Origin of the sequence: Eggerthia catenaformis OT 569 = DSM 20559 (assembly GCF_000340375.1) — a bacterium.
GTDB lineage: Bacteria > Bacillota_I > Bacilli_A > Erysipelotrichales > Coprobacillaceae > Eggerthia > Eggerthia catenaformis.
In genome coordinates this window covers 58,432-70,655 of sequence record NZ_KB446646.1, presented here as the reverse complement: position 1 = coordinate 70,655, position 12,224 = coordinate 58,432, and the positions used below count along the sequence as shown (strand labels likewise).

The window sequence follows — 12,224 nt, the reverse complement described above, 5'->3', positions numbered from 1 at the left end:
TATAACGCTTAAATTTTTGATTTAAGCGTTTTTTATTATGTTTAGAGTTATTATATTGTTTTTTATTTATGTTTAAAATTAAGCCATTTTATGCTATAATAGTCAAGTATATGAGAGGAAGTGTATACTTTGAAAGAATTACATATTAAAACTGATTATATTACTTTGGGACAGGCTTTAAAATTATCCGGAGCAGTCTCTAGCGGTATTGAGGCAAAAGTAAGAATACAGGAAGGGGAAGTCAGCGTTAATGGTAAAATTGATATAAGAAGAGGAAAGAAATTAAGAGATGGAGATATTTTTTCATTAGATCATGTCTCTTATATTGTGTATGAAGATTAATTCATTAGAACTTATCTCTTTTAGAAATTATCATCAACAGTCTTTTTTATTTGATCCTTATATTAATATTTTTATAGGTGATAATGCACAAGGAAAAACAAATGTATTAGAATCTATTTATTTATTAAGTACAGCTCGTTCTTTTAGAACGCATAAGTATAAAGAGATGATTTTTTTTAATGAGGAATTCTCTAAAATAACCGGTCAGGTAGAAACTAATAATAAACCTTCAGTTATGAGAATTGTATTAAGTAAAGAAGGAAAAAAAGCTTTCATTAATCAAAAAGATATTTTAAAAACAAGTGAATATCTTGGCTATTTGAATGTTATTTTATTTCTTCCTTCTGATCTTTATCTTATTCAAGGATCTCCCGGTGAAAGAAGAAGTTTGCTTGATAGTGAAATTTCTAAGATTTCACCTATTTATATGTATAATATTTCTAAGTATTATAAACTTTTAAAAGAAAGAAATGCTTATTTGAAATCACTTCATGATCATAAAAAAGAAGCAGATGTTTATTTAGAGGTTTTAAGTGAACAGCTGGCTGGATTACAGGAAGATATTATTAAAAGAAGATATGATTTTATTTCTTTATTAGATGAAATATCACATAAAATCTATGATTATATTTCTTCAAGTGAAAGCTTAAGTATATCTTATCATTGTATGTATAAGGATTATAGTAAAGAAATAATATTAAAAAAATATCAGGAAACTTATTATAAAGATATTATTTATAGTATGACATCTTCCGGTCTTCATAGAGATGATATTATATTTAAATTAAATGATAAGAATGCTGCATTCTATGCTTCTCAGGGACAGCAGAGATCTATTGTATTAGCCTTAAAGATTGGCTTATTAGAGATTGTTAAAAAACAGATAGGAGAATATCCTATCTTATTATTAGATGATGTATTAAGTGAATTAGATGATAAAAGAAAAACTAAGCTTTTAAATATGATTGATCATAAGATTCAAACTTTTATTACTTCAACATCTATTGATGGAATACATCATCAGATTATAAATGATGCTCTCAAAATATATATCAGTGAGGGTCATATTAAGGAGGAAAAAAATGGAAGATACAAGAGTAAATCATAGTTATAGTGATAATGATATACAAGTATTAGAAGGATTAGAGCCGGTTAGAAAAAGACCAGGTATGTATATAGGAACAACGTCTTCAAGAGGATTACATCATTTAGTATGGGAAATTGTAGATAATTCTATTGATGAAGCATTGGCCGGATTCTGTAGTGAAATTAAGGTTTCTATCTTAAAAGATAATATTATTAAGGTTGTTGATAATGGCAGAGGTATGCCTACCGGAACAAATACTAAGACAGGATTAAGTACGGTTGAAACCATTTTTACAGTTCTGCATGCCGGAGGAAAATTTGGTGAAGGAGGCTATAAGGTATCCGGAGGTCTTCATGGTGTAGGAGCCAGTGTTGTTAATGCATTATCAGAATATTTAGAAGTTTATGTTCATAGAGATGGACATATTTATTATCAGCGATTTGAAGATGGCGGTAAGCCGGTTAATACTTTGAGTATTATTGGTGACTGTGAAGATACCGGTACAACTGTACTGTTTAAGGCTGATCCCGCTATTTTTACTGAAACAACTATTTATGATTTTGATATTTTAAATCAAAGAGTTAGAGAATTGGCTTTCTTAAATAAGGGATTAAAGCTTATTATTGCTGATGAAAGAGAAGAAAAAATTAAAGAGAATATTTATCATTATGAAGGCGGATTAAGAGAGTATGTTGCTTATCTTAATAAAAATAAAACAGCTTTACATGATGAGATTATTGACTGTGAAGAGACTATTGACGGTATCAGTGTAGAAGTTGCTATGCAATATAATGATAGTTATCAGTCTAATATTTATTCTTTCGCAAATAATATTCATACTATTGAAGGTGGTATGCATGAAGAAGGATTTAGAGCTGCCTTAACTCGTGTGATTAATAATTATGGAAGAACGTCCGGAGCATTAAAAGAAAAAGATGAAAATTTAAGTGGTGAAGATTGTCGTGAAGGATTAACTGCGATTATATCAGTAAAGCATCCTAATCCTCAATTTGAAGGACAAACTAAGACAAAGCTTGGTAATGCAGAAGTAAGAAAAATCTCTCGAACAATCTTTGCTAATGCATTAGATAAATTTTTAATGGAAAATCCTGATGTTGCTAAAATTATTATGGATAAGGTAACTTTAGCTTCTAAGGCTCGTATGGCTGCTAAAAGAGCGAGAGAGATGACAAGAAGAAAAACAGCTTTAGATATAGCTGACTTACCCGGTAAATTAGCTGATTGTTCCAGCAAAGATCCTAGTGAATGTGAGATTTATATTGTTGAGGGAGATTCTGCCGGAGGAAGTGCTAAATCCGGCAGAGATAGAAGAACACAGGCTATTCTTCCTTTAAGAGGTAAGATACTCAATGTTGAAAAAGCACGTTTAGAAAGAATTTTAAGCAATGCTGAAATAAGAAGTATGATTACAGCTTTTGGTACCGGTATCGGCGAAGAATTCAGCTTGGATAAGCTAAGATATCATAAGATTGTAATTATGACCGATGCGGATGTTGATGGCGGTCATATTAGAATATTAATGCTGACTTTCTTATATCGTTATTTAAGACCGTTAATTGAAGAAGGATATGTTTATGCAGCACAGCCTCCTCTTTATTTATTAAGACAAGGTAAAGAAGATCATTATTTATATAGTGATTATGAATTGGAAAAATTAAGAGAAGAATTAGGGAAAGATGCTAAATATAATATTCAGAGATATAAAGGTTTAGGTGAAATGAATCCAGAACAGCTATGGGATACAACGATGAATCCGGAACATCGTATTCTTAATAGAATTAATGTTGATGATGCGATGGAGGCCGATTTATTATTTGATATGCTGATGGGTGAGAAAGTGGAACCTAGAAGAGATTTTATTAGAGAAAATGCTAAGTATGTAGAGAACTTAGATATTTAAAGGAGATTGACATGGATATAAATAATATAGAAGAAAAAGGTATAAAGAATGTTAATCTGACAAGTGAGATGAGAAAATCATTCCTTGAATATGCTATGTCAGTTATTGTAGCAAGAGCTTTACCTGATGCCAGAGATGGATTAAAACCGGTTCAAAGACGTATTATTCATGGTATGAATGAGTTAGGATGTTATAGTGATAAGCCTTATAAAAAGAGTGCCAGAATTGTTGGTGAAGTCATGGGTAAATATCATCCGCATGGTGATAGTTCTATTTATGAAGCTTTAGTACGTATGGCACAAGATTTTTCTTATCGTTATATGTTAGTAGATGGTCATGGTAACTTTGGTTCTATTGATGGTGATGGTGCTGCTGCTATGCGTTATACGGAATCACGTATGTCTAAAATTTCAATGGAAATGATTAGAGATATTAATAAGGATACTGTTAATTTTATGCCTAATTATGATGGTGAAGAAAAGGAACCTGTTGTTTTACCATCTAGAATACCTAATTTATTAATTAATGGAACAACAGGTATTGCAGTTGGTATGGCTACTAATATGCCTCCTCATAATTTAGGTGAAGTTATTGATGGATTCTTGGCTTATGTAAAAAATAAGGAGATTACAGTAACTGAATTAATGGAATATATAAAGGGTCCTGATTTTCCTACAGGAGCTTATATTTTAGGTAAAAGTGCTATTAAAAAAGCTTATGAAACCGGTAATGGCTTAATTGTTATGAGAGCTAAGAGTGATATTGAAGAGATTGGTAATAACAAGAAAGCTATTATTATTACAGAAATACCTTATATGGTTAATAAGGCAAGACTTATTGAAAAGATTGCTGAACATGTTAAAAATAAGAATATTGATGGTATTACTGAATTAAGAGATGAATCAGATCGTGATGGTATTCGTGTTGTGATTGAATTAAGAAGAGATGTTCAGCCTGAAATTATCTTAAATCAGTTATATAAATTAACATCTTTGCAAACAACATTCGGTGTCAATAATATTGCTTTAGTTAATGATGAACCTAAAACTCTGACATTAAAAGATATGCTTAAAGTTTATTTAGAGCATCAGGAAGATGTTATTAGAAGAAGAGTTGCTTTTGATTTAAAGAAGGCGGAAGATAGAGCACATATCTTAGATGGATTGAAGAGAGCAATTGATCAGATAGATGCTATTATTGAATTAATAAGATCTTCTCGTACAACAGATATTATTCAGCAGAGATTAATGAATGAATTTGATATGTCTGATAAACAGGCTAAAGCTATTAGAGAAATGCAGTTACAGCGATTAGCCGGATTAGAAAGAGAAAAGATTGAAAATGAATTAAATGCTTTATTAGAGATTATTGCTGATTTAAAAGATATTCTTGAAAGTGAAGAAAGAGTTATTGAAATTATTGAAAAAGAGTTATTAGAAATTAAATCCAGATTTGGTGATAAGAGACGTACTGAAATTATTCAAGGAACATTTGATATTGAAGATGAAGATTTAATTCCTGTAGAAGATGTTATTATATCTCTTACAAATAATGGTTATGTAAAACGTATGCCTGTAGATACTTATAAAGCTCAAAATAGAGGTGGTAGAGGTATTAAGGGAATGACTACTAATAATGATGATGTTGTTAGTAGTATGCTTAATATGAGTACTCATGATGATCTTTTAATATTTACTAATTTTGGTAAAGTTTATCGATTAAAGGGATATCAGATACCTGAATTTGGGCGTACAGCTAAAGGATTACCAATTGTTAATTTATTGAATTTAGCTAAAGATGAATTGGTTAAGTCAATGATTTCTTTACATAAAGAAGATGTTAATAAAGAAAATTATTTATTCTTTGTAACTAGAAGAGGACTTGTTAAGAGAACAAATTTAACTGAATTTGAAAATATCAGACAGTCCGGTAAATTAGCAATTACTTTAAAAGAAGAAGATGAATTAGTAGATGTCAAGCTGACAAATGGATCTTGTGAAGTTATGATTGCTACAACTAATGGCAAAGCCATACGTTTTGATGAAAAAGACGTAAGAAGTATGGGACGTACGGCAGCCGGTGTTCGGGGAATGAATGTTGAAAAGAATGAAATGATTATAGGTATGACAACCAGTCTTGAAGGAAGTAAGATTCTTGTTGTTACAGAATATGGTTATGGTAAAATGTCACCGGCACATGATTATAGACTTGCTAAAAGAGGAGGTAAGGGTGTAAAAACACTTAACATTTCTTCAAAAAATGGTAAACTGGTAGCCATGAAAGCTGTTGAAGGTCATGAAGACTTGATGATTATGACTAATGAAGGTATTATTATTCGCTTACCTATGGAACAAGTCAAAGAAGCCGGCAGAGCAACACAGGGAGTACGTTTGATTAGAGTTAATGATTCTGTTGTCTCTTCAATCTCTGTTGTTGAAAAAAATGAAGAAGATCAGGAGATAGAAGAAAATGATTGATATTGCAAAATTAAGAGAAGATCCTGAAGCAGTAAGAGAAAATATTAAAAAGAAATTTCAGGATCATAAGCTTCCTTTGGTGGATGAAGCAATTGCATTAGATAAAGAATATAGAGAGACACTTACTAAAGCTAGTGAATACAGAGCAAGCAAGAATACTATTTCTAAGTCTATTGGTGCTTTAATGAGAGAAGGTAAGAAAGAAGAAGCGGAAGCAGCAAAAGCTAAAGTTAAACGGATTAATGATGACTTGCCTGCTTTAGAAGAAAAAGAAAAACAAGTCGGTGAAAAGCTTAAAGAAATTATGATGCAAATTCCTAACTTCATTGATTCATCAGTACCTATTGGTGAAGATGATTCAAAGAACGTGGAAGTAGAAAGATTTGGAGATGCTTTTGTACCATCTTATGAAATACCTCATCATGCTGATATTATTGAAAGAGTTAATGGTATGGATAAATTATCAGCCGGAAGAACCAGTGGTGAAGGTTTTTATTACTTATTAGGTAATATTGCAAGACTTCATGAGGCAATGATTGCTTATGCTAGAGATTATATGATTGAAAAGGGATTTACATATGCTATACCTCCTTTTATGATTAGATCAAGTGTTGTTAATGGGGTTATGTCTTTTGAAGAAATGGATGCAATGATGTATAAGATTGAGAATGAAGATTTATATCTTATTGGTACATCAGAACATTCAATGATTGGAAAATTTCAAGGTCAGATTATTAAATCTGAAGAGCTTCCTATTCGTATGACTTCTTATTCTCCATGTTTTAGAAAAGAAGGAGGAAGTCATGGTATTGAAGAAAGAGGACTTTATCGAGTTCATCAGTTTGAAAAAGAAGAAATGATAGTTCTTTGTGAACCGGAAGATTCTATGAAAGAATATGAAAAGATGTGGAGATATACAGTAGAAGTCTTTAGAAATATGGATGTTCCGGTTAGACAGCTTGAATGTTGCAGTGGTGATTTAGCCGATTTAAAAGTAAAATCATGTGATATTGAAGCATGGTCTCCACGCCAGAAGAAATATTTTGAAGTAGGTTCTTGTTCTACATTAGGAGATGCGCAGGCTAGAAGACTTGGGATTAGAGCAAAAAATGATAGAGGAACATATTATCTTCATACATTAAATAATACAGTGACTGCTTCACCTAGAGGATTAATTGCGGTTATTGAAAATAATTATAATGAAGATGGAAGTATTTCTATACCTCATGTATTGCATCCTTATATGGGTGGTAAAAAAATAATTGAACCTAAAAATTAGAGAGATATCTCTCTAATTTTTCATATCATATAACTTATAAATATTAATTATTTCTTAATTTTTAAAATATTGTATTGTACTTATTAAAAATCATGATATTGTATACTATGTTATAAGGAGATCTTATGAAGAGATTTAAACCTGCTTTGAAAATAAAAATAATCATTTGTTTTATTCTTACCGGTCTTATTTTTATGTCCAGTCTTTATATAATTCCTTTAACTGATAGGAATACTCTAGTTAATATAGATGATTTATTAAAGGAAAAAGAAAATACGATAGATGTATTATCTATAGGTAATAGAAAATTATCTTATGGCATCAATCCTATGGATATGTATCATAAATTCGGTATTAGATCATATAATGCAATCAGTGGCAGCAGTTATAGGACACAATATTATGATTTATTAGCTTATTCTCTTAAGAAACAGAAACCAAAAGCTGTCATTGTAGAAACATCAGCTTTGTTTGATTATGATAATTCATTTCCTACTCGTTTTTCTAATTTACAAAGAGTTATCAGTAATCAGTTTAGTAAACCAAAATATGATTCATTAGATAATACTAAGGGATATCAGATTACTTTAAATAATAGTTCTATGACACAAACAGATTATATGACTTCTAATCAGTTATCTTATCAGATTAATAAAGAGAATTTATCTGATTTAGATAAAATGATTTCTTATGCAAATAAGAATAATATAAAAGTCTTATTTGTTTCATTACCGAATATAATAGGATGGAATAATAATAGATATAAAGCAGTTAAGTCACTTGCTGATCAATATAAAGTTTCTTATCTTGATTTTAATCAGAATGAGTATAGAACTCAAATTAAAATGAATTATCAATATGATTTTTATAGTAAGAACTTATTAAATATATTAGGATCTTATAAAGTATCTTCTTATCTTGCTTATTATTTAAGTAAAACATATAAGTTAGACAATTATAAAAATAAATCAGAAGCTTGGAAAAAGTATTATCAGAATTATTTAAAGATTCTTGCGAGGATGACAAAAGAAGAAATTACTGAAGTATATGAAAAATATAGAGCTTTACTAATACCATCTTCTAAAAATACATCATCTTCAAATAAAATAAATAGAGCTTCTGCACCAACAAGTTATTATCATGAAATATCAAAGTCTATAGATGTATTTCATATCGGAAACAGTGATATATATAGTGCTATTAATCCAATGTGGATGTATCAAAAAAAAGGCATTACATCTTATGTATTTGGGGAAGCATTACAAGATGTTTCTATGGCTTATGGATTATTTAAAGAAGCATTAAAAACACAAAAGCCTAAAGTATTAGTCTTCGATACAAATGAAATATTTTATCAGATTATTTCATCAGAAAGAGCTAAAACTAAATCATTAGATTATACAAGAAGAATACCTTCTCATTATAATAATGCTAAAGGGTATTTTATTCGATATGACAGTTCGGCAGTTGCTCATAATACTCGAAGTTCTAATTTAAAGAGTTCATCAGTAAGTAATATGGCAGAATATTATTTAGATGGTATTATGAATCTTGCTGCTAAGAATAATATAAAGGTCTTATTTGTAACTGTTCCTTGTCCCGGTGACTGGAATGTTAAAAGACGTGAAGTTGTAAAGAGGTATGCTAAAAAATATAATGTTAATTATATTGATTTTAATGAGGACAGCTATATTAAGAAATTAGCTATAGATTATTCAAAAGATTTTGTGAATGCTAATCATTTAAATATTATCGGAGCATATAAGATTACAGATTATTTATCAGATTATTTAGCAAATAATTTTGGCTTACAAAATCGTAAATCTGAAGTATTTGCTCATCAATGGACCCTTTCTATGACAAGATTTCAGAATGCCTTAAAATCAGGAGCAACAACAAGTACAGCCCATTTAAGAACATATAATAATCTATTAAAAGTTATGAAAAATCAATGATTAATTAAATCTTCTAAAGGAGTATTTAGGAAAACAGTCTGTTTTCCTAAATACTCTTCTTTTTCCTTTTTATTTAAAGATTCAATTTCAAGCATTAATTCTCTAGCTGAAATACGTAATGCACCATGACCGAGAATCATACTCTGTTCCATATAATCACTGCTGGCAACAGTAACACGATATTCATCTGTCATTGTTTTAGTAATTGATTCAATATAAGCATCAGCAGTTTGTGCTTCTTTAGTATAAACAATATGAATATTATGATAATTAATCTCTTCACCGATATTATCTTTAACTTTATAACCATCAAATACAATAAGTAATAAACATTTTTTATATCCCTGGTAATTGCTTAAAATATTAATAAGTTTATCTCTTGCTAAAGCAAGAGATGTTTGAGAAAGATCTTTAAGCTCATCCCATGAAAAAATCATATTATAGCCATCTACTATTAAATATTCTTTTTTCTGAGTTACAGTATTAGCCTTTGTTTTATGATGAATACCATAAATATCTTTATTTAATCTTATATTTTGTTTGCCATAAGTATTCTCATAAACACGTTTAACTTCTTCATCACTAATATGAATAGGTTTATATGTATAATGAGTTATTTCTTTTTCTTTTGAAAAATAAGGCAGATGCATTTTAGAGGAAACATGATCATATTCTACATAATATCCTGAGCCATGAGTACAGAAGATAGATCCTGAAGGATTATCTAAATCTTCTAAAGGGTGGTAATTCATTTGTTTTATAATCTCTTCCTGATTATTAACCGGTGTATAAAAAACATTAAGAAGAGAAAGATGACAATTTCCTTTAGTAGAATTCATAAGTTCCTGATTATATCCTGATAAGAACAGAACCGGTGCATCACCATAAAGCAAAGCATTCTGACCATTATCTTCTTTAATAATAGGAGTATTATAGTTTTGAAAATCATAGAATATCTTGCTTATGTATTTTGAAGGAATTGTGATTTCATAATGATAAGAAGGTTCTAATAAGATAGATTCACTCATCATTAAACCTTGTCTGACAGCACGATAAACAGCTTGTCTGAAGTCTCCACCTTCAGTATGTTTTAAATGAGAAGCACCTCCCAGTAAGGTAATTTTTATATCAGTAATGGGACTGCCTGTTAATATACCAAGATGTGTTTTTTCTTTTAAATGAGTCATAATGAGATTTTGATAATTCTCCTGAAGATCATTCATACATTTATTTTCAAATTGAAGACCACTTCCTGAAGGAAGCGGTTCTAATAAAACATGAACTTCAGCATAATGTCGTAAAGGTTCAAAATGTCCTACTCCTTCAACAGGATATTTTATTGTTTCTTTATAGCTTATTTGCTGATGATCAATAGAAATATTCTGATGATAGCGTTCTTTAATAAGCTGTTTTAATATTTCAATTTGGACTTCTCCCATTAATGAAACTTCAATATGATTGATATCTCTTATTTTTAATTGAAGAAGCGGTTCTTCTTCTCCAAGTTTTTTAAGATTTTCCATCATTAATGCTGATTGTTCATTATCTTCTATGTGAAGATCATAATGCATAACTGGAAATATTGATGTCATAAGAGAAGATGAATAACCTATCATATCACCTGATTTTAATGATTTAATACCGGTTAAAGCAACAATATCACCTTGTTTTGCCTGTTTTAACAAAGAATATTTTTCACCTTGATAAGCTCTTATCTGATTAATCTTTTCTCCATTTATTTCTTCTTTAACATGTATCTGACCACCCGTTATTTTTATAAAAGTTAAACGTTCATTGTTCTCATAAAGAATTTTATAAACTATGCCTTTTAATTTATTATTTAATGGAGATTCTATAATCAGATCAGTTATACTATCAAGCATTTCTTTAATATTTATATTCTTTAAGGCACTGCCAAAATAGACAGGAAATATTTCTCTCTCTTTAATAGCTTTTTGTAATGATTTATGAGATATTTTATTATAATTTAAATATTCTTCCAGAAGAGTATCTGATTTCATAGCAAGTTCTTCATCATTTATCTCACTAAGTAGAACAATATGATCAGATAATTCATTTAAGTCTTTTAATAATTGTTCTTGTGTTAAATAAGAAATATCCATTTTATTAACAAATAAAAATGTAGGAATATGATAATACTTTAATAATCTAAAGATTGTTTTTGTATGGGATTGAATACCGTCACATCCATTAATAATTAATAAAGCATAATCTAATATAGTTAAGGCTCTTTCCATTTCTCCGCTAAAGTCTATATGACCCGGAGTATCAATAAAAGTAAGATCTTTTTTATTATAATGAATAGAAGATATTTTAGAGAAAATAGTGATTCCTCTTTCTCTTTCTTGCTTATTATAGTCTAAGAAAGAATCTTTATGATCAACACGTCCTTGATTCCTTATAGCTCCGCTAAGATATAATAAGCTTTCAGATAAAGTTGTTTTTCCTGCATCTACATGAGCAGTTATGCCTATAACGGTTTTCATATTCCGGTCTCCTGCTGTAATTCTAACATAGAATATCTTGCAAACAAATAATAATATTGTTATAATGAATAAGCCATTACAATAGGCATATCTGAACCATGTCAGGACCGGAAGGTAGCAGCATTAAGGATCAAGGTCTATGTGTAATGGTCTTTTTATTAGAGGAATGTTTATGGATTATATGAAGATAGCTTTAGAAGAAGCAAAAAAAGCTTATAGCGAAGATGAAATACCGGTGGGAGCAGTGATTGTATATCAAAATCAGATTATTGCACAAGCACATAATTTAAAAGAGAAACAGCATTGTGTTATTTCTCATGCAGAAATGCTTGCGATTCAACAAGCTAGTGATTATTTTGGAAACTGGCATTTAAATGACTGTGAGATGTATGTTACCTTAGAACCTTGTATGATGTGTAGCGGAGCTATTATTCAATCAAGAATAAAAAAAATAATTATTGGTGCAAGAGATAACAGATGGATAGGATTAAGTGATTATTTAAATACACATATTTATAATTATTATCCTGAAATAGAATTTAAAGATTTTGAAGAATGTCAAATGATTTTAAAAAAATATTTTAAAGAGAAAAGAGAATCATAATAATGAATTCTCTTTTTCTATAAAATCATGTATAATAATCAAAGGAGCTGAT

General features: G+C 29.5%; 8 protein-coding genes and 1 other RNA gene. 8 read left to right on the top strand and 1 reads right to left on the bottom strand.

The window, feature by feature from the left end; translation table 11 throughout:
• Positions 1 to 129: 129 nt before the first annotated feature.
• The 6 genes from HMPREF9943_RS00375 (at position 130) to HMPREF9943_RS00350 (ending at position 9,061) form a co-directional block, all read left to right on the top strand.
• Positions 130 to 342 carry an RNA-binding S4 domain-containing protein gene (locus HMPREF9943_RS00375; protein WP_004801082.1) on the top strand — a complete coding sequence of 71 codons (213 nt, stop codon included), beginning with the start codon at positions 130 to 132 and terminating at the stop codon, positions 340 to 342.
• Positions 332 to 1,450, top strand: a complete 1,119-nt coding sequence (gene recF / locus HMPREF9943_RS00370; RefSeq protein WP_004801081.1) for a DNA replication/repair protein RecF — start codon at positions 332 to 334, stop codon at positions 1,448 to 1,450. The genes HMPREF9943_RS00375 and recF overlap by 11 nt, the downstream gene beginning before the upstream one ends.
• A complete protein-coding gene (gene gyrB / locus HMPREF9943_RS00365; protein ID WP_004801080.1) occupies positions 1,425 to 3,350 on the top strand; it encodes a DNA topoisomerase (ATP-hydrolyzing) subunit B in 1,926 nt (641 codons plus the stop codon). Before recF ends, gyrB begins: the two co-directional genes overlap by 26 nt.
• Positions 3,351 to 3,361: 11 nt before the next feature.
• Positions 3,362 to 5,827 (top strand): DNA gyrase subunit A, encoded by a 2,466-nt coding sequence (gyrA, locus tag HMPREF9943_RS00360; RefSeq protein ID WP_004801079.1) that lies wholly within the window; start codon positions 3,362 to 3,364, stop codon positions 5,825 to 5,827.
• On the top strand, positions 5,820 to 7,106 hold the full coding sequence (serS, locus tag HMPREF9943_RS00355) for a serine--tRNA ligase (protein ID WP_004801078.1): 1,287 nt from the start codon (positions 5,820 to 5,822) through the stop codon (positions 7,104 to 7,106). Before gyrA ends, serS begins: the two co-directional genes overlap by 8 nt.
• 125 nt (positions 7,107 to 7,231) lie before the next feature.
• Positions 7,232 to 9,061, top strand: a complete 1,830-nt coding sequence (locus HMPREF9943_RS00350; RefSeq protein WP_004801077.1) for an SGNH/GDSL hydrolase family protein — start codon at positions 7,232 to 7,234, stop codon at positions 9,059 to 9,061.
• Here HMPREF9943_RS00350 and HMPREF9943_RS00345 read toward each other — a convergent pair.
• Complete coding sequence (locus HMPREF9943_RS00345) at positions 9,055 to 11,568, bottom strand: translation factor GTPase family protein (protein ID WP_004801076.1); 2,514 nt, start codon at positions 11,566 to 11,568, stop codon at positions 9,055 to 9,057. The two genes, HMPREF9943_RS00350 and HMPREF9943_RS00345, sit on opposite strands and share 7 nt — an antisense overlap.
• Positions 11,569 to 11,633: 65 nt before the next feature.
• Between HMPREF9943_RS00345 and ffs the strand changes: the two genes are divergently transcribed.
• Both ffs and HMPREF9943_RS00340 read left to right on the top strand, forming a co-directional pair.
• Positions 11,634 to 11,731: signal recognition particle sRNA small type (ffs, locus tag HMPREF9943_RS09765), an RNA gene on the top strand.
• A 9-nt stretch (positions 11,732 to 11,740) separates the two neighbouring features.
• Positions 11,741 to 12,172: a nucleoside deaminase gene (locus HMPREF9943_RS00340; RefSeq protein ID WP_004801075.1), complete on the top strand. Its 432-nt coding sequence runs from the start codon at positions 11,741 to 11,743 to the stop codon at positions 12,170 to 12,172.
• The last annotated feature ends 52 nt before the right edge of the window (positions 12,173 to 12,224 follow it).

What these genes read in the sequence shown, in the direction of transcription:
- recF (WP_004801081.1), top strand. Translation starts at nt 332, where the DNA reads ATGAAGATTAATTCATTAGAACTTATCTCTTTTAGAAATTATCATCAA.
- gyrB (WP_004801080.1), top strand. Translation starts at nt 1,425, where the DNA reads ATGGAAGATACAAGAGTAAATCATAGTTATAGTGATAATGATATACAA.
- gyrA (WP_004801079.1), top strand. Translation starts at nt 3,362, where the DNA reads ATGGATATAAATAATATAGAAGAAAAAGGTATAAAGAATGTTAATCTG.
- serS (WP_004801078.1), top strand. Translation starts at nt 5,820, where the DNA reads ATGATTGATATTGCAAAATTAAGAGAAGATCCTGAAGCAGTAAGAGAA.
- HMPREF9943_RS00350 (WP_004801077.1), top strand. Translation starts at nt 7,232, where the DNA reads ATGAAGAGATTTAAACCTGCTTTGAAAATAAAAATAATCATTTGTTTT.
- HMPREF9943_RS00345 (WP_004801076.1), bottom strand. Translation starts at nt 11,568, where the DNA reads ATGAAAACCGTTATAGGCATAACTGCTCATGTAGATGCAGGAAAAACA.
- HMPREF9943_RS00340 (WP_004801075.1), top strand. Translation starts at nt 11,741, where the DNA reads ATGGATTATATGAAGATAGCTTTAGAAGAAGCAAAAAAAGCTTATAGC.